We start from the raw sequence: 21,191 nt of genomic DNA, 5'->3' as shown, positions 1-21,191 counted from the left end.
GGCCCAGTAGGCTCGGGGCGTCCGTCTTCTCTCATGGGGGTCGTGCGTGCGCCGTACACACCTGGTCGCGACGGTCGCGGCGGTGGGACTGCTCGCCGCCGCCTGCGCCGGCCGCCCCGCGCCCGCGACGGAGGTGGCCACACCGGGCACCTCGGCGGCCGCTGCGACGACGGCCTCCGGTGGCGCCGGCCACAGCCCGTCCTCCTCCTCCGGCCCCACGCCCACCCCCGTCGCGTCTCTCGGGCCGGGTGAGGGGACGGTCAGCGTGGTCGCGATCGACGGGTACGCCGAGTGGGGCGGCGTCGATCCCAAGGTCAAGTGGGTCGGCACGTTCGAGAAGGAGACGGGCTGCAAGGTCAGCCTGCGCTACTACGACCCGCGCCAGGAGGAGAAGCCGGGCGACTTCCCGCCGTCGTCGTTCGACGTGATCTCGGCGACGCCCGAGGTGAGCGGCCGGCTGATGGACGAGGGCAAGGCCGCCCCGCTCAACACCGCCCAGCTGCACGGCTACGACAAGATCCCCAAGCGGCTGCGCACGCTGCCGTCGGTCACGCGGGGCGAGCGGGTGTACGGCGTGCCGTACGTGTGGGCGACCAACGAGGTCGTCTACGACGCCGGCAAGGTCAGTCCCGACGGCCCGGAGTCGCTCTTCAAGGACAAGGGGCCCGTGATGTTTCGGGACCGTCCGCTGTCGCTGGCCGACGCGGCGCTGGCGCTCAAGGCCGAAGGCACGGACATCGGCGCGGACATCAAGGACCCGTTCGACCTCACCGACGCCCAGCTCGACGCCGCCGCCGAGCTGTTCACGTCCGACGAGGACGGCCGCCGCGTCTTCTGGCGCGATCCCGTCGAGGTCGTCCAGGGCTTCGCGACCCGGTCCGTACGGCTCGCGCAGGCCACGTCGTACCACCTGGACGTGCTCAGGCGGGGGCACAAGCCGGTCAGGGCGCTGATGGACCGGCCCGTGACCGGCTGGGCCGACGCGTGGATGATGTCGTCCCAGGCCCCGCATCCCTCGTGCGCGTACAAGTGGCTCGACTTCACGATGTCGGCGGACGTGCAGCGCAAGGTGTCCGCCTGGATGGGCCTCGCCCCGGCCAACCCCGAGGGGTGCACCGGCGCGGCCCGCCGGATCTGCGCGGACTACCGCGTCGGAACGTCCCGGGCGTTCCGGGGCGTCTACTTCGCGGTGCGTCCCGAGGCGTACGACAAGTGGGTGGAGCGCTGGTCGCGCGTGGTGTCCTGATCCGCGCCGTGTTCCTTACTCGCGCCGTGTTCCTTACTCGCGCCGTGTTCCTGACTTGCACGGTGTCCTGATCGGCGCCGGGAACGGGTGGCCGCTCAGCTCTGTTCGCCGGCGTTGTGCGGCACCCGGTCGTGGTGGGACTCGCGGGCATCCCGGGGTCTGCGGGTGTCCAGCGGTGCCCGCGTGGGGAAGACGGTGCAGGCGAGCGGCCAGAACACCAGCCAGACCACCATGGCGAACGTCAGGCGGCCGGCCCATTCCAGGAGCGCCGCCGCGCGTTCGAGGTCGCCGATGAACACGACGCCGGCCAGCAGCAGGCCGCAGGCGACGGCCCAGCCGATCATGCCCTTGCCCCAGGCGCGCCATTCGTATCGGGCCCGCTCCCTGCCGTACCGCTTGCGCCGGTCCGGCGGCGGCCCTCCGGCGTAGCGGTGGGCGAACCTGACGTCGGCCCACCGCACCATGTCGTGCCCGAAGGCGATGGTGAACCCCAGGTAGGCCGCGGCCAGCCCGTGCGTGAACTCCGCCCGCCCGCCGTTGCGGAGGTCGGCCACGCTCGCCACGAGGAGGACCAGGTCCACCAGGGGGACGGCGAGCAGCAGCAGGCCGCCGAGCCGCCGCCTGCGCAGGAGGTATCGGACGGCGAGCCCGGCGCCCAGCAGCACCCAGAACGCGACCTCGCAGGCGACGATCAGTCCGAACAGCATCGCGGCTCCTTTTTCGCACGGTGTGCTACAAACCTTTCTCATACATCGTGCTATAAAAAACGAGCGGATGCGTGGTTGGAGGAGCTGTGCCGAAGATCGTGGACCATCAGGTGCGGCGGGAGGAGATCGCCGAGGCGCTGTGGCGGGTCGTGCGCAAGGACGGCGTCGCCGCAGCCACGGTCCGCAGCATCGCCGCGGAGGCCGGCTGGTCACCGGGCGCGCTGCGGCACTACTTCTCGACCCAGGCGGAGCTGCTCGCCTTCGCGATGGAGCACGTCATCACGCGGGTCCGCGCGCGTATCGCGGACACCGACTTCCACGGCCCGGTCCGCGTCGCCGTGCGCCGCCTGCTGGAGCAGTTGCTGCCCATGGACGCGGAACGGCGCGCGGAGGCCGAGGTCTGGCTGCAGCTGACCGCGCGCGCCCAGGGCGACCCGGCCGCCACCGACTGGTTGCGCCACGCGGACGACGGCGTGGGGGAGGCGGCGACCCTGGCCGTCCGCGCGCTCGCCGAGGAGGGGGAGCTCGCCGGCCACCGGGACGCCGAGTTCGAGGCGGCGCGGCTACACGCCCTCATCGACGGTCTGACCATCCATGTCCTGACCAGGCCGGAGTCGATGCCGCCCGAGCGCATGAGCGCGGTGCTGGCCGCCCATCTGGAGGATCTGGCCACCTGACGACGTCACGAGGCCGGGGGAAGCTTCGCGACCGCGGCCTGGAGGGCCGGCCCCGAGATGTCGGCGAACCCGCCGCCCGGATAGTCGACCAGCCACACGTGCAGCATGTCGGTCTCCCCGGGCGGGTCGCAGAGGGGGCAGGTGTGGGAGTGCCACGGCGTGAGCGGCCCGATCGCCGGGCCCCTGGTCCCGGGCGGCATGACGAACACCGCGCCCAGCAGGGTCTTCCCCCCGTGGTAGACCAGCACCTCCGGCTTCGCCGGGTCGAGGACCAGGCCGTCCTGCAGTAGCGCGGGGTTGGCGAGCTGCTGGACGCCGTCGTTGTCGGTCCAGACCCGGTAGCCCGCCCGCTCCGCGTCCGCGGCGGTCGGCAGACGACCGGCGATCTCCCGCCGGACCGCCCCCGCCAGAGCCTGCGCCGCGCTCGTCGCGGCGTCGGCCGCCACCACGCCCGCGCCCGGCGTGAGGGGCCCCGCGGCCGCCGCCGTGGTGCCCCCACCCGAGGAGGTGGTGCTCGCTCCCGAGGACGCGGTGCCGTCCGGCGCGGCCGGAGGCTGCGCCGCCCCGTGGTGGTGATGCCCCGCGAGCGGTCCCGGCGAGGCCGTGGCGGGTCGCGCGACCAGGATTTCGTCGAAGGCCGTGGTGCCCAAGGAGGTGAAACTGGCGGAGACCGCGGCGGCGACCAGGCAGGCGACCGCGGCCGCGCCCGCTCGTCCCGCCGGCGGGCCCCCGCCGGTGAGGATGCCGATCGGCCGGCGGGAGTCGGCGCCCGCGTCGTCCGTGACCGACGCGTACGCGACGAGGGCTGGCGCGGCCGCCGCGAGCACCGTCTCCAGGAGAGCCGCCAGCGCCTCGGGGGCGCCCCCGGGGTCGGGGGTCCAGGCGTCAGGGCCGAGAGGGAGTCCTGCCGTCCTGCCGACCAGCCAGATCACGACCAGGGCGAGGTTGGCGAACCCTCCGGTCAGCAGCACCACCTGCGTGGGACGGAGGAGCAGGGCCGCCGCCCAGGCCAGTTGCACGCATCCCGCGACGGCGAACAGCACGCCGTGTCCGGGTGACGCGGCGAAGTGATCGGGGAGCACGCCGAAGTGGATCGCGGCCGATCCCGCGGCCGGCGCGGCCAGAGTCAGCGGCAGCGCGCCGCGAATTTTGTCCACATTGTGCATTATTGGGCGTAGTGATCTCGGTAGGGAAGGCCCGAAAATCGGCCTGAGCCACGTGCTCGACTGGACCTGCGACGACCAGCCCTACCGGCTGAACGTGCCGGCTGGACACTGCGCGCGCACCGGCACGGCCGCCTGGCGGGTTCGCGGCGCCCTCGGCGCCGAGGTGAGCCACGGTGAAACGGGAGGTCAGGACATGGCCGCCCGGGAGCGGCGGGGCAGTGGCACCTTGCCCTCGGGGGCGGGCAGCAGGGCCTCGGCGCAGTCGTCGCAGGCGTGGACGGGGGCGTTGTCGGGCAGCATGCCGACCTTGACCCGGGGGCGGGGCCACTTCTTGTGGCAGACGACGCAGGCGTCGCCGTCGCGCTGCGTGGTGGTGAGGCCGGCAGGGTCGAACGTCAGCATGAGCCGCTCGGCGCCGTTTGGGTTCCAGCCCATCAAAGTCCCCCCTCGATCGCCTATCGGAACCGTTATAACGCGGTTACCCTTCGTGATCGGCGCGAGTCGGGCCAAGCGATGGTTAAATCGAGGCATAACGCAAGCCGTACAACAACAAAAGGGACACCTCGGAACAGACCGGGTGCCCCTTTTGGTGTTGTTTAAACGATCTAGTCCTCGTTGAGTGCCTTCTCCAGAATGGAGAGGCCCTCCTCAAGCAGGTGGTCGGGGATGACCAGCGGCGGCAGGAAGCGCAGCACGTTGCCGTACGTCCCGGCGGTGAGCACGAGCAGGCCCTGCTCGTGGCACCTGCGCGCGATCTCGGCGGCCGGGTAGGGCTCCTTGGTCCCCGGGACCACGAGCTCGACGGCGATCATCGCGCCGCGTCCGCGCACGTCCCCGACAATCGGGTTGTGCTCCTGGATGGCGCGCAGACGGGGCAGCATGATCTCGCCGATGTGCTGGGCGCGCTCGACGAGCTTGTCCTGCTCGATGGTCTCCAGCACGCCCAGCGCCGCCTCGCAGGCGAGCGGGTTGCCGCCGTACGTGCCGCCGAGGCCGCCGCCGTGGACGTGGTCGAGCAGGTCGGCCCTGCCGGTCACGGCCGCCAGCGGAAGGCCGCCGGCGATGCCCTTCGCGGTGGTGATGATGTCCGGGACGATGCCCTCGTCCTCGCAGGCGAACATGTTGCCGGTGCGCGCGAAGCCCGTCTGCACCTCGTCGGCGATGAAGACGATGCCGTTGGCGCGGCAGAACTCCACGATCTTCGGCAGGAAGCCGCGGGCCGGCTCGATGAAGCCGCCCTCGCCCGCGATCGGCTCGATGAGCACCGCCGCGACGTTCTCCGCGCCGATCTGCTTGTTGATCATGTCGATCGCCTGGGCCGCGGCCTCTTCGGCGCAGTTGTCCGGGCCGGTCGGCCAGCGGAACGGGTAGGCGAGCGGCACCCGGTACACCTCGGGCGCGAACGGCCCGAACCCGTGCTTGTACGGCATGCTCTTGGCCGTCAGCGTCATCGTCAGCAGCGTGCGGCCGTGGTAGCCGTGGTCGAAGACGACGACCGCCTGCCGTCCGGTGGCGTGCCGGGCGACCTTGACCGCGTTCTCGACGGCCTCCGCGCCGCTGTTGACCAGGAACGTGCGCTTCTCGTGGTCGCCGGGCGTGAGCTCGTTGAGCTTCTCGCACACCGCGACGTACGACTCGTAGGGGGCGACCATGAAACAGGTGTGGGTGAAGTCGGCGACCTGCTTCTGCACGCGCTCGACGACCCGGGGGGCGGCGTTGCCGACGTTGGTCACGGCGATGCCGGAGCCGAAGTCGATCAGCGAGTTGCCGTCCGCGTCGACGATCACACCGCCGCCCGCGTGGGTCACGAAGACGGGCAGCGTGGTGCCGATGCCCGGAGGCACGGCGGACTGCTTGCGCGCGAACAGCTCGCGCGACCGCGGACCGGGGATCTCGGTGACGAGGCGGCGCTCCTGCGGGAGCTGGGGGCCGCCGTGCGTGGTGGCAGTGCTCATATCTCAGACGGTACGGCCGCCACCTCCACCAGCCGATATGCCGCTATGTCAGAATGTAGGCGTACTTTTGGCCGGTGAGGACAAGCCGGTTGTTCGGGGGGAAGAGCAGTGGCACCCACGCTGCGCCGGATCACCGCGATCGTACCGCTCCACCTGGAGGTTCTCGCCGGGCGGAACGGCCTCGACCGCCACGTCCGCTGGGTCGCGGTGAGCGAGTTGGAGGACCCAACGCCGTTCCTCGAGGGCGGCGAACTGGTGCTCACGACCGGCATGCGCCTGTCCGCCGGCGACGCCGTGCCGTACGTCTCCCGGCTCGTGGCCCGGGGCGTCACCGGGCTGGGGTTCGGGGTGGGGCTGAGCCACGACGCCGTGCCGGCCGCCTTCGCCGAGGCGGCCGAGGCCGTCGGGCTGCCGCTGGTCGAGGTGCCGAGAAACACGCCCTTCATCGCGATCGGCAAGGCCGTCAGCGACCTGCTCGCGGGGGAGCAGTACGAGGAGATCAGCCGTGCCTTCGCCGCGCAGGGCAGGCTCACCCGCGCCGCCCTCCAGCGGGAGGGGCCGGTGGCCGTGGTGGACCGGCTGGCCCGGGAGATCGGCGGCTGGGCGCTGCTGCTCGACCCTGCGGGCGCCGTACGGCATGCCGCGGACGCGACCGGCCGCCGCGCCGGCCTGGGTGACAAGCAAGCCGGTGACAAGCAGGCCGGCCCGGGTGACAAGCAAGCGGGCGGCAAGCATGTCGCTCCGGGCGGCAAGCACGGTGCGGCGGGGGATTGGGCGCGGGAGACGGCCCGGTCGCTGGAGCCCGAGATCGCCCGGCTGCGGAGCGCGCCGTCCCTGGCGAGTCTCGCGCTGTCCAACCCGGACGAGCACGTCGTCGTCCAGCCGCTGGGCCGCAGGGGATTCTTCGCGGTGGGGTCGCCGCGGCCGTTCTCGCCCATCGCGCACACGGTCGTCAACGCGGCCGGGTCCCTGCTGACGCTGGCGCTGGAACAGGGCAGGGAGCAGCGGTCGGCGGCGGCGCACGTGCGGTCGGCGGTGCTCCGGCTGCTGCTGGCCGGTGAGACGCGGGCCGCCGCGGAGACGCTGGCGGCCCTGGGCATGCGGCTGCCGGGGGAGCCGGTGACGGTCCTCGCCTGCGACACCCCCGACCCGCAGGCGCTGACCGAGGCGCTGACCGGGGCGGCGCCCGGCCCGCGCGCCGCCTTCGCGGCCACGGGAAAGTCGAAGGGCGCGCCGGCCGCCGAGGTGTCGCGGGCGGTGCCCTCCTGTTTCACCGCGCCCTGGGAAGGGCTGCTCGTCGTGCTGGCCCCGGACCCGTACGCCGACGAGGTCGTCGCGCTGGCCGCGCGGCACGGCCGGGTGGGTGTCAGCGCACCCGGTGTGGAGCTCGCGCGTTTCGAGAGCCGTGTGGAAGACCGTATGGAAAGCCGTATGGAAAGCCGTATGGAAAGCCGTACGGAAGCCGATGCAGCTGCCGCCGGATCGGCGGCCCGGGGCGCGTCCCGCCCGGATCTCGCCGCCGGGCTCGGCCGTGTCTCCGACCGGGCTCCCGATCGTGTCCCCGACCGTGTCCCCGACCGGGCCCTCGCCGCCGCCCTCGACCGGGCCCTCGACCAGGCGCGGCGGGCGCTCGTCTCGGCCTCGCCGGTGGCGCGCTTCAGCGAGCTCGCCGGGCGCGGGCTGCTGTCGCTGCTCGACCCGGCCGCGGCCGCGTCGTTCGCGGCGGCGATCCTCGCGCCGCTCCGCTCGTACGGCTCGCGCGCCGATCTGGTCGAGTCGCTGCGCGCCTACCTTGCCAGCAACGGCCACTGGGACGCTGCGGCGCAGCGCCTGGGCGTGCACCGGCACACACTGCGATACCGGATGAAGCGGGTGAGCGAGCTGCTCGGGCGCGACCTGGACGATCCCGCCGTCCGGGCCGAGCTGTGGATCGCGCTGTGCCTGTGACGCCGGTCAGGCCGAGGGGCGGGCGAGGAAAGCGCGGATGGTGGCGTCGGTGACGATCTCGTACGTCTTGCCGTCGGGCAGGTGCCCGGCACGTTCCAGGCTGAGCGCGCCCTGAGCCGCGGCCCACAGCGCGTCGGCGATCTTCCGGGGCTGGGTGGGCACGAGGTGACCGGTGGAGATGCAGTCGGCGATCACCCGGTCGACGATGTTGAGCGCGGCCCTCGCGAGCGTGCGGGCGCGCTCGCTCGGCACGAAGCCGGGGATGGCCCGCTCGAACATGAGGCTGTAGTAACCGGGCTCGGCCAGCGCCGCCTCCCGGTACGCGGGACCGAGCAGGCTCAGGTGCTCCAGCGGGTCGTTGCGCTGCGGCACGGCCTCCAGTCTGCGCCGAAACCGCTCGAAGCCCTCCAGGTAGAGCGCCTCGGCCAGTCCCTCCTTGCTGCCGAACATCGTGTAGATGACCTGGGTGGAGCAGCCGGCCTCGGCGGCGATCCTGCGTACGGTGAGGCTCTCCGGCCCGGCTTTGGCGAGCAGGTCGTTGGCGACGTCGAGGAGACGGGTGCGCAGCTCGTCGTAGTTGCTGCGATGGCCGCGTGCGTAGGCACCCTGAAGACCGAGCGGCGCCGGCGTACCCATCAGCGACGAGCCCTTCTCATATTGGGGGTCTCGCGACAGACCCGGATGATGACTTAACCATGCCGCTCGGCTTTCAAACCGCAGTGAAACAGAAAACATCATGAAATTGCCGCGCATCTGTGACATGTGAGAAGTTGTCCATGATGGCGCGGCGGGGGACGGTGATTGGCCCGTCCGGCGTAGCGACCGGCTCCCACCAGGTGGCATAGCGTGAAGACATGGACGTAGGCCGCACTTCCGATCCCCGCCCCTTCTGGCTCGCCGGGCGCCCCGCGACGGGGGACGCCGACCAGGCCGTGACCAATCCTCACGACGGCCAGGTCGTCGGCGTCCACTCGGTGCCGACCCCCGAGCAGGTCGAGCAGGCCGTGGCCGCCGCGGACGCGGTGCGCAAGCAGGCCGCCGCGCTGCCCATCCACGTACGCGCCGAGGCGCTGGCCCACGTGGCCCGGCGGCTGACCGAGCGCGCCGAGGAGATCGCCCGCCTGATCAGCGCGGAGAACGGCAAGCCGATCTTCTGGGCGCGCGGCGAGGTGGGCCGCGCGATCTCGACGTTCCGCTTCGGCGCCGAGGAGGCCCGCCGCTTCAGCGGCGAGGTGCAGCGGCTCGACACCGAGCCCGCGGCCCAGGGACGGCTCGCCTACGTCTCCCGCGTGCCGCACGGCCCGGTGCTGGCGATCACCCCGTTCAACTTCCCGCTCAACCTGGTGGCGCACAAGGTCGCTCCCGCCATCGCCGTGGGCGCGCCCATCGTGGTCAAGCCCGCCCCCGCGACCCCGCTGTCGGCGCTCGTGCTCGGCGAGATCCTGGCCGAGACCGACCTGCCGGAGGGCATGTTCTCCGTGCTGCCGGTGCCCAACGACCGGGCGTCCTCCCTGGTGGAGGACCCACGGCTGCCCGTCGTCTCCTTCACCGGCTCCGGCCCGGTCGGCTACTCGATCATGGACAGCGTGCCGCGCAAGCACGTCACGCTCGAACTCGGCGGCAACGCCGCCGCGGTCGTGCTGGCCGACGCCGACCTCGACTGGGCGGCGAGCCGCGTGGCGCTGTTCTCCAACTACCAGGCGGGTCAGAGCTGCATCGCGGTGCAGCGGGTGATCGTGGAGGACGGGGTCGCCGACGCGTTCACCGACAAGCTCGTCGCCGCCGTCGGCGCGCTCGTGACGGGCGACCCCGCGGACGACAAGACGCAGGTCGGCCCCCTCGTCAGCGAGGACGCCGCGATCCGCGTCGAGAGCTGGGTCAACGAGGCCGTCTCGGCCGGGGCGCGCCTGCTGGCGGGCGGCACCAGGGACGGCGCGACCGTCACCCCCACCGTGCTTGCCGACGTGCCCGCCGACACCAAGGTGGCCTGCGAGGAGGTCTTCGGGCCGGTCATGATCGTGCAGCGGGTCGCCTCGGTCGACGAGGCGTTCGCCGCGGTCAACGACTCCCGCTACGGCCTGCAGGCCGGGGTCTTCACCCGCAGCCTGGACGTCGCCTTCCGGGCCAACCGGGAGCTCGAGGTCGGCGGCGTCATCATCGGCGACGTGCCGTCCTACCGGGCCGACCAGATGCCGTACGGCGGAGTGAAGGAGTCGGGTGTGGGCCGCGAGGGGCTCCGCTCTGCCATGGAGGACTTCACCTACGAGAAGGTCATGGTGCTCACCGGCCTCACGCTGTAGAACCACGCGTCCGAGGGGCCCGGGGGACCGTCGTCCCCCGGGCCCCTCGTCGTGGGAGGCCCGCGCCTTCAGAGGAGGCCCGCGTTCTTAGAGGAGATCCAGCGCCTTGGCGAGGCCGGGGTCGCGGCCCGTGGCCAGGTCGAGGGCCGTCATGGGGGCGTAGTGGTCGACGGGGACGCCGATCGTGTCGATGGTCTCCCGGGCCGGTCCGAGGTGCCGGACCTTGGGCAGCAGCAGCACGCTCCCGTCGTCGAGAAGGTATGCCTCGGCCGGGCCCGAGACGGCCCCCGCGGTACGGGTTCCGACGAGGATGCCCAGGCCGTTGTCCTTCACGGCCGCGCTGAAGTCCTCGCAGGCCGAGGCGCACGCGCGGTCGGTGAGCACGACCAGGCGCAGCCCGAGCAGGGGGACGGTGTCGTCGGTGCGATTGGCCGCGCACTCGCCTTTGAGCGGGCAGAAGTAGCTGGTCACCCTGCCGTGCGCGAACGCGCCGAGCAGCCGGGTCACCTCGCGCGGCGACCCGCCGCCGTTGCCGCGCAGATCGAGGACGACCGCCTTGGACGTGTCCTTCAGCCTGTCGATCACCTGGTCGGCCGCGCCCTGGAAGAACCCGGGGACCTTGACGTAGGTGACGCCGCCGGGGAGCGTCTTCGACGTCACCGCAGGTTGCTGCTCTTCGACGGGACCCTCCGTGAGCTTCACGGTTCTGACGCGTCCCGTCGTGGGCCGCTTCAGCGTGAGCCGTACGGTGCCGGAGGTGAGCGCGCCGATGAGGCTCTGGTTCACCGTGTCGCCGATGAACGCCGGTATGCCGTCGGCCTTCAGGATGATGTCGCCGGGCCGGATGCCGGCCTTGTCCGCCGGGCTGCGGGGCAGGACGCGGGTGACGAACAGCGGCGGCCGGGCCGCGGGGTCGAACCGCGGGCCCTGCACGGCCGACAGGCCCGCGATGCCCGTCCCGGTCGGCTCGCCCTCCCTCGGCGGAGTGGGCCTCTCCACCCGGGCGTGGTTGTCGTGGAGCCCGGCGACCATGCCGGTGATCGCGGCGCGCAGCGCGCCCGGGTCGCCGGTGCCGACGACATCGGCGAACGCGGTCCAGTCGGCGTCGCGGTCTCCCGTCAGCGCGGGCAGGCGAAGGCCGGCCGTGTCGGCTTCGCGCCGCATCAGATCCTGGGTGTACGCGGCGAGGGCGTCCCGCAGCAGGGCCTTCGAATCCAGCACGGGCCCGCTGTAGTAGTTGTCCAGCACGCAGTCGTACGCCTGCCGGAGCGTGTTCGCCGACGTGGGCGGCGCGGACTCGGGCGGCGGCGCGGTCATCCGGGCACACGCGCCGCCCGTGGCAGCCTGCGCGGTGGCAGCCTGCGCGGTGGCAGCCTGCACGGTGGCAGCCTGCACGGTGGGGGCCGGGAGGGAAGCGGACAGGGTGCCGGTTGCCAGCAGGACGGCGGCGCAGAATGTTCTGATCATGTCCGTCAGCGTGGCCACGGGCGGGTTGCGCGGTCGTGAACGGAACCGTTAACGCCGCTGTTACCCCGCTTCGACTACGAACGTCGGCATGCGGGTACTCGTGGCCGAAGACGAGCGCGATCTGGCCGACCTCGTCGCGTTGGGACTGCGCCGCCACGCCATGGCGGTCGACGTGGTGTACGACGGTGCCGCCGCGGCCGAGCGGCTCGCGGTGAGCGACTACGACGTCCTCGTGCTCGATCGGGACCTGCCCGAGCTGCACGGCGACCTCGTGTGCCGCGAGCTGGTGGGGCGCGGGAGCCGTACGCGGATCCTCATGATGACGGCGGCGGCGTCGGTGCCTGAGCGGGTCGCCGGCCTCGGCATGGGAGCCGACGACTACCTGCCCAAGCCCTTCGACTTCACGGAGTTGGTCGCGCGAGTACGTGCGCTGGGGCGGCGCAGCCGCGAACAGGTGCCCCCCGTGCTGACCCGGCACGGGATCGTGCTCGACACGCACCGGCTCCAGGCGTCCAGGGAGGGGCGGCACCTGCACCTGTCGCTCAAGGAGTTCGCGGTCCTGGAGGTGCTGATGCGGGCGGAGGGCGCGGTGGTGAGCGCCGAGCGGCTCCTGGAGGAGGCGTGGGACGAGAACGCCGACCCGTTCACGACCGTGGTGCGGGTCGTGGTCAGCCGCCTGCGCGCGAAGCTGGGCGACCCGCCGTGCATCCAGACCGTCCCCGGCGCGGGATACGTGCTGTGACGACGGTCCGGGTACGGCTCACGCTGATCTACTCGGGGCTGTTCCTGCTCACCTCCGTCGTGCTGCTGGTCATCGTCAACACGCTGTTGCGCATGGCGCTGCACTCGCGGATCGAGAGCTTTCGCGCGCCGGGGGCGGGAGGGGCTCCGCCGGCCCCGGCCGCCGCGTTCACCGGATCGAAGGCGGAGCCGCTCCCGCCGCTGTCCGAGCTGGCTCGGGAAGTGATCCACTATCAGTGGGACGTGAGCGCGCTGGCGATCGGCGCCCTGACCCTGGTGTCGGTGGTCGTGGGATGGCTGATCGCGGGGCGGATCCTGCGGCCCCTCCACCGGATCACCGCCACCGCGCAGCGGCTGTCCCTGTCCACCCTGCACGAGCGGATCGCCCTCTCAGGGCCGCGCGACGAGCTGAAGGAGCTGGCCGACACGTTCGACGCCATGCTCGACCGGCTGGAGCGCTCCGTCGAGGGACAGCGGCGGTTCATCGCGAACGCGTCCCACGAGCTGCGGACCCCGCTGGCCGTGCAGCGGACGGCGATCGAGGTCGGCCTGCCCGAGGACGTCGGCGAGATCCGCGACAAACTCCTTTTGCACAACCACCGCATCGAGAGCCTCATCGACGCCCTGCTGGTCCTCTCGCAGGCCGAGCACGGCCTGCAGAAGCGGGCTCCCGTGTCCTTTCACGAGGTCGTACGGCTCGTCCTGGCCGAGGCGGACTCCGGCGAGGTGAGCGTGACGGCGCGGATGGAGCCGTTCGTCGTCCACGGCGACCCGGTCCTGCTGAACCGGCTCGTCACCAACCTCGTCGACAACGCCGTGCGCTACAACCACCCCGGCGGCGCCGTCGAGGTGACGCTCGCCGGGGGCGTGCTGACGGTGCGCAACACCGGTCCCGAGGTGCCGGCCGAACGCTTCGGCAACCTCTTCGCGCCCTTCCGGCGCCTGCACACGACGCGCGGGCAGGGCGCGGGGCTCGGTCTGTCGATCGTCGCGTCGATCGCGACGGCGCACGGGGCCGCCGTACGAGCGCGCCCGAATCCCGGCGGCGGCCTCGAGGTCGTCGTGACGTTCCCGGCGGACCCGTAGGTCAGTCGCGGGGGCGCAGGCCGTCGAAGAGGACGGCGAGCGTACGACGGCGCAGTTCGTCGCTCCACTGGTTGCGCTCGGCCGCCAGGCACGCCCCGGACAGCAGGGCCAGCAGTTCGGGCATCCGGAGGTCGGGCCGCACCGCGCCCGCCTCCTGCGCGGCCGTGAGCAGCCTCTCGATCGCCTGCCGCATGTCGCGGCTGACGTCGGCCGTCCCGGCCTTGGGATCGACGCCGGCCCCGGCGAGCAGGTCGGCAGCGGTCTTCTTCCGTGCGGCGTCCACCACGATGCGATCGAGGAACGTGAAGAAGGCCGTGCCCGGATCCGGCGACGGCGTGTCCGCCTCCGCCAGGAGCCGTCGCGTACGGTCGACGATCACCGCTTGGTAGAGCGCCTCCTGTGTGGGGAAGTGCCGGTAGATCGTGCCGAGCCCCACCCCTGCCTCCTGGGCGACCGCGCGCACCGACGCGGACATCCCGTCGCGGGCCAGCACGGCCTCGGCCGCCTTCAGGATCCGCTCCCGGTTGCGCTGCGCGTCGGCACGCCGGGGCCTGGCTTCGCCGGTCATCGTCCTCCTCGTCACGTTGACAACCGGAACACGTGTTCCGTATCGTCTCCAGCCAACCGGAACAGGCGTTCCTGATACTAGGGGAGGACACGTGATGGAGTACGCCACGCTCGGCCGTTCGGGACTGCGGGTCTCCACGGCGTGCCTCGGCACGATGAACTTCGGCGCCCCCGGGGGCTGCGACGAGCCGGAGGCCGCCGGCATCGTGGACGCCTTCCTGGAGGCGGGCGGGAACGTCATCGACACGGCCGACGCCTACAACGGCGGCGAGGCGGAGCGGATCGTCGGCCGGGCCGTGCGGGGCAGGCGGGACGCGGTGGTGCTCGCCACCAAGGCGTTCCTGCCGCAGGGGCCCGGTCCCAACGAGCGCGGGCTGTCCCGGGCCCACCTCACCAGGGCGCTGGAGGGCAGCCTGCGCCGGCTCGGGACCGACCACATCGACCTCTACCAGTGCCACCAGTGGGACGACTCGACTCCGATAGAGGAGACCATGGCGACCCTGGACGGCTTCGTACGGTCAGGCAAGGTGCGGTACGCCGGCTGCTCGAACTTCACCGCGGCGCAGATCGTGGAGGCCCAGTGGGCCGCACAGCGGGCGGGCGGGACGCCGTTCGTCAGCCTCCAGCCGCAGTACTCGCTGGTGGCCAGGAGCATCGAAGCGGAGATCCTCCCCGCCTGCCGGCGGCACGGGCTCGGCACGCTGGTCTGGTCGCCCCTCGGCGGCGGCGTGCTCGCCGGGCGCTACCGCCGGGGCGAGGCACCCGGGGCCGGCACCCGGCTGGGCCGGCTCATGGCCTCGCCCATGCCCCGGGCCCGCGCCTGGGCCGAGGGCTTCCTGAACGAGCCCAACCTCACGATCGCCGAGCACGTCGCCGACGCCGCCGCGGGGCTCGGCGTCGCCCCGGCGGCCGTGGCGCTGGCCTGGGTGCGGCGCAGGCCGGAGGTGACCTCGGTCATCGTCGGGCCCCGCACGCTCGACCAGTTGCGCGGCAACCTCACCGGACTCGGCCTCGACCTGCCGCCCGAGGTCGCCGATCATCTCGACGAGATCTCCCGCTGACGGGTGCGAACAGCGGTGACCGGGTGTACGACACCCGGCGCGGGGCAGCGGGACGTCCGCGGACATGCTGGCCAAGTGAACGGGACGCCTGAAATGTCGGAATTATCACCGCAGGTAGGGGAGCATCCCGACGGGGTCGAACTGCTGCGCGGTACGCCGGGGCTGAAGGTGCTGGACGACGATGACGACGATCCCGTCCTCGTGCGCGCCGACGGCGGCCCGGTGGACACCTGGCGCGAGCACTACCCGTACGACCACCGCATCTCCCGGCAGGAGTACGACCGGCACAAGCGGCTGCTGCAGATCGAGCTGCTGAAGCTGCAGTACTGGCTGAAGGACACCGGCGGTCGCCTGGTCATCCTGTTCGAGGGACGGGACGCGGCCGGCAAGGGCGGCACCATCAAGCGCTTCATGGAGCACCTCAACCCCCGCGGCGCGACCGTGGTGGCGCTGGAGAAGCCCAGCGGGCGCGAGCGCGGCCAGTGGTACTTCCAGCGGTACGTCGAGCACCTCCCGGCCGCCGGGGAGATCGTGCTGTTCGACCGGTCCTGGTACAACCGCGCCGGAGTCGAGCGGGTCATGGGCTTCTGCACTCCGGAGGAGTACATGGAGTTCATGTACCAGGCGCCGCTGTTCGAGCGGATGCTCGTGCGCGACGGCATCCGCCTGGTCAAGCTGTGGTTCTCGGTGTCGCGGGCCGAGCAGCGCACCCGGTTCGTCATCCGCCAGGTGGACCCCGTGCGGCAGTGGAAGCTGTCGCCGATGGACATCGCCTCGCTGGACCTGTGGGACGAGTACACCCGGGCCAAGGAGGACATGTTCCTCAACACCGACACCGAGGACGCCCCCTGGACGATCATCAAGAGCAACGACAAGAAGCGCGGCAGGCTGGAGGCGATGCGCTACGTCCTGTCCTTGTACGAGTACGACGACAAGGACCCCACGGTGGTGGGCGAGCCCGACCCCTTGATCGTCCGGTCCGCCGCCGACATCGTGGACGAGGACAACGCCGAGCCGCTGTCGCCGTTCTGACCCGTCAGGCCCGCTCGGCCGTGCGGAACAGGTCGCGTACGGCGGAGCCGAAGTAGGGGCCGTACATCGTGCGGTGGTCGTTGCTGTACTTGAAGCTGCTGACGGACGTCAGGGTGCCACGGCCGGAGGCCGGGTCGAAGCCGCTGAGCCAGGGCCCGCCGCTGGCCCCCGCCGTGAGGTCGCAGCGCAGGCCCTGGTCGCGGGTCTGCCTCTGCGGGTCGCCGTGGGGGACGCCCGCGCAGTACAGCAGCCGCTCGCCGTCGTACGGGGGATCCGCGGGGAACCCGAAACCGTAGGTCCGGTGGCCCCGGGGCGGATCGAAGGAGATGGGCTGCCCGCCCACCGTGTCGGTCAGGTGCTGCCCGGCGAGGTCCTCCACGGCGACCATGCCCACGTCGTAGTCGTCGTTCCCGGAGCGCGACCAGGGCCCGGCGACGAACATCCGCCGCGCGGGGAAGGCGCCGTACGGCTGCTGCCCATCGTCGTATCCGGGAACGAAGGTCCAGTTCTCCGCCCAGTCCCCGGCACCGTCCTTGACGCAGTGCCCTGCGGTGACGACCAGATCCCTGTTCGCGCTGCGCACGGCGCTGGCGGAGCAGGAGAAGTCCACCCCGTTCAGCGTGAGGAAGACCCTGCCGGTGGTCCTCGTCACCGAACCGCCCGCCGCCCAGCGCGTGCCGCTCGTGGTCGCCGGGGGCATCGCCGCCGCCTGCCGTGTCCTGCTGGGGGACCGCCGCGCCGCGTGGTCGGGCGCGAGGACCGGCCTGGCGGCCGGCGGCAGGGCGGCCCGGGCGACGGGGGGCAAGGCAGCCCTGGCGATGAGCGGCAGCGCCGGCTCCGGGGGAGCGGCCGGCGGAAGGATCGATGGGGTGCCGGGCCGGGCGGCCGTGATCCTCCGCAGGTCCCCCAGCAGCCCGATCGGGACCGCCCGCGCCATCCGCTGCGGTGTCCAGTAGGTCCCGGGGGCGTGCCCGGCCACGTGCTCCACGACGTCCGCCACCGGGGAGACCTCCCGGTCGGGGGCTCCCAGGAGTCCGGTGACGAGGGCGGTGACGGCAAGCAAGGGGAGGCTCGGAGTCATGGCTCCCGAGTCTGGACCACGAGAAGTGTTCTTGTGGTTACTTTCGGTGAATCAGGTGAGGGCCGTGTTCTGGGCCGTGTTGTAGACCGCCTCGGCCTCCGGGCCGAAGTAGGGGCCGAACATCCAGTAGGACGCGAAGTTGTACTTGAAGCTGTTCACCGAGTTGAGCATGCCGCTGCCGGTGCTCTCGCTGAAGTTGAGGAACCACGGGCCGCCGCTGGCACCGCCGGTCATGCCACAGCTCAGCCCCTGGTCCTGTGAGCTGAGGAAGTCGTCGAACGTCCGTCCGCTGCAGTAGACCAGCTTCGACCCGTCATACGGCGCGCCCGCGGGGTAGCCGAAGGCGTACGTCTGGCGCCCGCGCGGCTGGTTGAACGCGACGCCCTGGCCGCCGACGACGTCGGTGAGGCTCTTGCCGCCCTGCGGTGCGACGACGGCGGCGGCGACGTCGTAGTTCATGTTCTCGCCGGAGTTCCACTGCGAGGTGGTGAGCAGGGTGGTCGCCGGCCAGGTGCCGTTGGGCCGGTTGCCCTGGTCGTAGCCCGGGACGAAGACCCAGTTGGCGTGGAAGGCGCCGTTCAGCTTCACGCAGTGCCCCGCGGTGATGACCACGCTCTTGTTGGCGCTGGTGACGGCCGTGCCCGAGCAGGAGGCGTTCCGCCCGGCGTCCGATCCCGCCGTGACCGTGAAGAACACCCTCCCCGTCGTCTTCGTCACCGTCCCGCCCGCCGCCCAGGACGAGCCGGAGGTCCGCGACGAGACACGGGCCGCGGCGGCCGTGCCGGTGGCGGCGGTCAGGGTGGCGGCGGTCAGGGTGGCGGCGGTCAGAGTGGGGGCGACGGTCGCGGGCCGCGCCGCGGGCGCGTCGGCGGGCGCGGAACCGGGCGCGGAACCGGGCGCGGAACCGGCCGTGGACCCGGTTGCGGTCCCGGCCGTGGAGTCGGCCGCAGCGAAGTGCCGGTCGCCGGTGCCGGGCGCGTCCAGCGGCTCCGCGGCCTCCATCCGCGCGACGGTCCAGAACTTCTTGACCGTACGCTGCTCCGTCGTCGTGTCGGCCGCCTCGTGAACGGCGGGCCGGGGGCCGGCGGCGGCCGACCGCGTGGCGGTTCCTGTCGCGGTCGCCGCGGCGCTGTGCGCGGCGGGGAGCATCGCTCCCGCCGCCGCGAGGACGGGGACCGCGAGAACGGCGAGACGTCGTGCCGAGGGGTGCATGCCTACCTCCGTGTCGGGATGTCCTGACGCGGGAAAGTAGCGACGCCTTCGACCGGATTTCTCGCAATCCGCCTATACGGTTATGGGCAGATTCGGGCATATATGTGCTGGTCTCTCCCCAGTACCTTTTCTGCTCAGTGCCTTTCTCCTCGGCACCGGCCGTCCCGCCTACGGCGCGTGCCGTTGCGGGCCCGCGGGCCGCCTCGGAGACAATGAGGGAATGAGCTCCCAACCGCAGCCCCGGTCTGTCGTCGTGCTGGGTTCGACCGGCTCCATCGGCACCCAGGCTCTCGACGTCGTCGCCAACGCCCCCGGACGGTTCCGCGTCACCGCGCTCGCCGCGGGCGGCGGCCGGGTCGACCTGCTGGCGAGGCAGGCGGCCGACTTCGGAGTCGAGGCGGTGGCGGTCGCCGACCCCGCGGCCGTACCGGCGCTGCGCGAGGCCCTGGCGGCGGCGGGCGCGCGGGCGAGGGTGCTGGCGGGCCCGGAGGGGGTGGCGGAGGTCGCGGCGTCGCCCTGCGACATCGTGCTCAACGGCATCACGGGGGCCCTGGGGCTGACCTCCACGCTCGCCGCGCTTGAGGCGGGCCGGGTGCTCGCGCTGGCCAACAAGGAGTCGCTGATCGTGGGCGGCCCGCTGGTCAAGCGCCTGGCCGGGCCGGGGCAGATGATCCCGGTGGACTCCGAGCACTCCGCGCTCGCCCAGTGCCTGTGGGCGGCCGGGCCGGGCGGGGCCGACCCGGCCGCTGTACGGCGGCTGGTGGTGACGGCGAGTGGCGGCCCGTTCCGGGGCAGGAAGCGGGCCGAGCTGACGGACGTGACGCCGGAGATGGCGCTGAACCACCCGACCTGGAGCATGGGCCCGGTCATCACGGTGAACTCGGCGACGCTCGTGAACAAGGGCCTGGAGGTCATCGAGGCCCATCTGCTGTTCGACATCGGGTTCGACCGGATCGAGGTGGTGGTCCACCCGCAGTCGATCATCCACTCGATGGTGGAGTTCGCCGACGGCTCGACGATCGCGCAGGCGAGCCCGCCCGACATGCGGCTGCCGATCTCGCTCGCGCTGGCCTACCCCGAGCGGGTGCCCGGCGCGGCCCGGGCGGTCGACTGGACCACGGCCCACACCTGGACCTTCGAGCCGCTCGACGACGAGGCGTTCCCGTCGGTCGCGCTGGCCCGTCACGTGGGCGCCCTGGGCGGCACGGCGCCGGCGGTCTACAACGCGGCGAACGAGGTGTGCGTGGAGGCGTTCCTGAAGGGCGCCCTGCCGTTCCTCGGCATCGTGGACACGGTGGAACGCGTGGTGGCCGCCCACGCCCCCGGCCCGGCGGCGTCCGTCGAGGAGGTCCTCGAGGCGGACGCGTGGGCGAGGGCGCGGGCGGCCGAGCTGACGAGCTGAGCCCGTGGCGCGACCCGGGTCAGGCGGGTCGCGCCGCGGGCCGGCGGGGTCAGGCCGCCGAGCAGGCCAGCGTCGGGGTGCTGCCGCTCGATCCGTTGGCCAGGAAGCCGAACGTGGTCGAGGCGCCGGCGCCCAGACTGCCGTTGTAGCTCACGTTCTTCACGCTTATGTCGCTGCCGGATTGGCTGAGCGTGCCGTTCCAGACCTGCGTGATCGTGACGCCGCTCGGCTGGGTCCACTTGACGGTCCAGCCGCCGATGGACGAGGAGCCGGCCTTCACCGTCACCTCACCCTGGAAGCCACCGCTCCACGAGTTGGTGACCTTGTAGGTGGCCGAGCAGCCGCCGGGGCCGCCGGTCGGGCTCGTCGTCGGGCTCGGCGACGGGCTGGGCGACGGGCTGGGCGTCGGGCTGGGCGAGGTGTTGGGGGTACGGGAGGGCGAGGCCGACGGGGAGACGGGCGGGGTGGGGGACGGGCTGGTGGGCGGGTTGCCCGGGTCGCCGACACCGGTCACCTCGCCGTTGCCGCCGTCGAAGACGACGTCGGAGCAGCTGTAGAACGTCTCGTTGCTGTCCGAGCGCTGCCACACGGTGTAGACGATGTGGCGGCCGCTCTTGCCGGACGGCAGCTTGGCGTTCCAGTAGTAGTAGGCGTTCTCGTTGCCCGGCGAGCCGACGCTCGGCGGGTCGGTCACGCTGTCGAAAGGCGTGGACTCCAGGTCGCTCCACGCCAGCGGACGGGTCGGGCTCCAGGAGTCCTTCGTGATGTACGAGCGGAACGTGCCGGGGTGGGCCGCCCACTTGTTGTACTTGTACTGGATGGTCGCCCCCGAAGTGAGGTGGGTGACCGGCCAGTCGTTGCGGGCGAGGTCGAATCCGCTGAAGTCGTAGACGACCGCGCCGCCGCTGCACAGCTTGCCGTCCGGGATGAAGCCGGACATCCGGCCCGCGCCGTCCGAGCGCAGCACGGCGAACCAGTTGTACAGCGAGTTGGTCCCGCTCTGGGCGACCGCGGCCGCGCAGGCCGGGTTCTTCGGCTGGATGGCGCCGTTCTGGGTCAGGCCGTCCTTCCAGCACAGGTACGTGCGGCTGCCGGGCATCATCGGGGCGCCGTGCGCGGACGCCGGGGAGGCGAGCACGACGGCGGAGACGAGGGCGGACAGCGCGGCGACGATCAGGCCGATCATCACCTTCGTTGGTCTTCTTCGTGGTCTACCCACGGGCTACCCTTTCGCGTGGTCATGGCTGCCGCACTCGTGGTGCAGCACGGCACCGCCGACGGCGCGAGCACGTCGGCCCGGGGGGACAGCCGTTGACTTACCGACCAGGTGGTGCGAGAGCGCTCACGCGATTCGGACTCTAGGTCGGCACCCGCGCCCTGCCCACCCGTCCGCGGCCGCGGCAGCCGTTCGCGCAGGTGGCGGCTCCTTCTTCGGCCACGGGTCATGAAACCTTCATTCCTCGTGAAAAGGTTTCGGGCCGTCCGTCCCCTCGGCACTCCTTAGACTGGGAGGACCCCTCCATCGGGTGTCGCCTATTACACAA

General features: G+C 72.2%; 19 protein-coding genes. 9 read left to right on the top strand and 10 right to left on the bottom strand.

The window, feature by feature from the left end; all coding sequences use genetic code 11:
• The first annotated feature begins 46 nt into the window (after nt 1-46).
• Nucleotides 47-1,246 (top strand): extracellular solute-binding protein, encoded by a 1,200-nt coding sequence (locus ACQEVJ_RS33945; RefSeq protein ID WP_433108246.1) that lies wholly within the window; start codon nt 47-49, stop codon nt 1,244-1,246.
• A gap of 95 nt (nt 1,247-1,341) precedes the next feature.
• Here the strand turns inward: ACQEVJ_RS33945 and ACQEVJ_RS33940 are convergent, their stop codons facing one another.
• On the bottom strand, nt 1,342-1,953 hold the full coding sequence (locus ACQEVJ_RS33940; RefSeq protein ID WP_433108244.1) for a hypothetical protein: 612 nt from the start codon (nt 1,951-1,953) through the stop codon (nt 1,342-1,344).
• Between the two features lie 86 nt (nt 1,954-2,039).
• Between ACQEVJ_RS33940 and ACQEVJ_RS33935 the strand changes: the two genes are divergently transcribed.
• A complete protein-coding gene (locus ACQEVJ_RS33935; RefSeq protein ID WP_433108242.1) occupies nt 2,040-2,630 on the top strand; it encodes a TetR/AcrR family transcriptional regulator in 591 nt (196 codons plus the stop codon).
• Nucleotides 2,631-2,635: 5 nt separating this feature from the next.
• Here the strand turns inward: ACQEVJ_RS33935 and ACQEVJ_RS33930 are convergent, their stop codons facing one another.
• From ACQEVJ_RS33930 to gabT, 3 genes are all read right to left on the bottom strand, one after another.
• Complete coding sequence (locus ACQEVJ_RS33930; RefSeq protein WP_433108240.1) at nt 2,636-3,787, bottom strand: hypothetical protein; 1,152 nt, start codon at nt 3,785-3,787, stop codon at nt 2,636-2,638.
• 195 nt (nt 3,788-3,982) lie between these two features.
• A complete protein-coding gene (locus ACQEVJ_RS33925) occupies nt 3,983-4,231 on the bottom strand; it encodes a hypothetical protein (protein WP_139576006.1) in 249 nt (82 codons plus the stop codon).
• A gap of 170 nt (nt 4,232-4,401) precedes the next feature.
• Complete coding sequence (gene gabT / locus ACQEVJ_RS33920) at nt 4,402-5,751, bottom strand: 4-aminobutyrate--2-oxoglutarate transaminase (RefSeq protein WP_433108238.1); 1,350 nt, start codon at nt 5,749-5,751, stop codon at nt 4,402-4,404.
• A 108-nt stretch (nt 5,752-5,859) separates the two neighbouring features.
• On the opposite strand from gabT, the gene ACQEVJ_RS33915 reads away from it, so the two are divergent.
• Entirely contained in the window at nt 5,860-7,698 is a 1,839-nt protein-coding gene (locus ACQEVJ_RS33915; protein ID WP_433108236.1) for a PucR family transcriptional regulator, read from the top strand.
• A gap of 6 nt (nt 7,699-7,704) precedes the next feature.
• Here the strand turns inward: ACQEVJ_RS33915 and ACQEVJ_RS33910 are convergent, their stop codons facing one another.
• Nucleotides 7,705-8,334, bottom strand: a complete 630-nt coding sequence (locus ACQEVJ_RS33910; protein WP_433108234.1) for a TetR/AcrR family transcriptional regulator — start codon at nt 8,332-8,334, stop codon at nt 7,705-7,707.
• A 218-nt stretch (nt 8,335-8,552) separates the two neighbouring features.
• Here ACQEVJ_RS33910 and ACQEVJ_RS33905 point away from each other — a divergent pair, with 218 nt between their 5' ends.
• Nucleotides 8,553-9,998, top strand: a complete 1,446-nt coding sequence (locus ACQEVJ_RS33905) for an aldehyde dehydrogenase family protein (RefSeq protein ID WP_433108232.1) — start codon at nt 8,553-8,555, stop codon at nt 9,996-9,998.
• An 87-nt stretch (nt 9,999-10,085) separates the two neighbouring features.
• Here ACQEVJ_RS33905 and ACQEVJ_RS33900 read toward each other — a convergent pair whose 3' ends face one another.
• Nucleotides 10,086-11,465 carry a S41 family peptidase gene (locus ACQEVJ_RS33900; protein ID WP_433108230.1) on the bottom strand — a complete coding sequence of 460 codons (1,380 nt, stop codon included), beginning with the start codon at nt 11,463-11,465 and terminating at the stop codon, nt 10,086-10,088.
• 88 nt (nt 11,466-11,553) lie between these two features.
• Between ACQEVJ_RS33900 and ACQEVJ_RS33895 the strand changes: the two genes are divergently transcribed.
• Nucleotides 11,554-12,207, top strand: coding sequence for a response regulator transcription factor (locus ACQEVJ_RS33895; RefSeq protein ID WP_433108228.1), 654 nt, complete (start codon nt 11,554-11,556; stop codon nt 12,205-12,207).
• A complete protein-coding gene (locus ACQEVJ_RS33890) occupies nt 12,204-13,292 on the top strand; it encodes a sensor histidine kinase (RefSeq protein WP_433108226.1) in 1,089 nt (362 codons plus the stop codon). The genes ACQEVJ_RS33895 and ACQEVJ_RS33890 overlap by 4 nt, the downstream gene beginning before the upstream one ends.
• A 1-nt stretch (nt 13,293) precedes the next feature.
• Here ACQEVJ_RS33890 and ACQEVJ_RS33885 read toward each other — a convergent pair whose 3' ends face one another.
• Nucleotides 13,294-13,860 (bottom strand): TetR/AcrR family transcriptional regulator, encoded by a 567-nt coding sequence (locus tag ACQEVJ_RS33885; RefSeq protein ID WP_433108224.1) that lies wholly within the window; start codon nt 13,858-13,860, stop codon nt 13,294-13,296.
• A gap of 94 nt (nt 13,861-13,954) precedes the next feature.
• On the opposite strand from ACQEVJ_RS33885, the gene ACQEVJ_RS33880 reads away from it, so the two are divergent.
• Both ACQEVJ_RS33880 and ppk2 read left to right on the top strand, forming a co-directional pair.
• On the top strand, nt 13,955-14,920 hold the full coding sequence (locus ACQEVJ_RS33880; RefSeq protein WP_433108222.1) for an aldo/keto reductase: 966 nt from the start codon (nt 13,955-13,957) through the stop codon (nt 14,918-14,920).
• 93 nt (nt 14,921-15,013) lie between these two features.
• Nucleotides 15,014-15,952, top strand: coding sequence for a polyphosphate kinase 2 (ppk2, locus tag ACQEVJ_RS33875; protein ID WP_433108221.1), 939 nt, complete (start codon nt 15,014-15,016; stop codon nt 15,950-15,952).
• A gap of 4 nt (nt 15,953-15,956) precedes the next feature.
• Here ppk2 and ACQEVJ_RS33870 read toward each other — a convergent pair whose 3' ends face one another.
• Complete coding sequence (locus tag ACQEVJ_RS33870; RefSeq protein WP_433108219.1) at nt 15,957-17,033, bottom strand: trypsin-like serine peptidase; 1,077 nt, start codon at nt 17,031-17,033, stop codon at nt 15,957-15,959.
• A gap of 51 nt (nt 17,034-17,084) precedes the next feature.
• The gene (locus tag ACQEVJ_RS33865; RefSeq protein WP_433108217.1) at nt 17,085-18,245 is read right to left on the bottom strand and encodes a trypsin-like serine peptidase; all 1,161 of its coding nucleotides are present in this window, start codon (nt 18,243-18,245) and stop codon (nt 17,085-17,087) included.
• A 220-nt stretch (nt 18,246-18,465) separates the two neighbouring features.
• Here ACQEVJ_RS33865 and dxr point away from each other — a divergent pair, with 220 nt between their 5' ends.
• On the top strand, nt 18,466-19,647 hold the full coding sequence (gene dxr, locus ACQEVJ_RS33860; RefSeq protein ID WP_433108215.1) for a 1-deoxy-D-xylulose-5-phosphate reductoisomerase: 1,182 nt from the start codon (nt 18,466-18,468) through the stop codon (nt 19,645-19,647).
• Between the two features lie 49 nt (nt 19,648-19,696).
• Here the strand turns inward: dxr and ACQEVJ_RS33855 are convergent, their stop codons facing one another.
• A complete protein-coding gene (locus tag ACQEVJ_RS33855; RefSeq protein WP_433108213.1) occupies nt 19,697-20,833 on the bottom strand; it encodes a lytic polysaccharide monooxygenase auxiliary activity family 9 protein in 1,137 nt (378 codons plus the stop codon).
• Nucleotides 20,834-21,191: the final 358 nt, after the last annotated feature.

This window comes from Microbispora sp. CA-102843 (genome assembly GCF_050936215.1).
Taxonomy (GTDB): Bacteria; Actinomycetota; Actinomycetes; order Streptosporangiales; family Streptosporangiaceae; genus Microbispora.
Note: the sequence above shows the minus strand (reverse complement) of the source record. Positions and strands in the feature narration are given on the sequence as shown.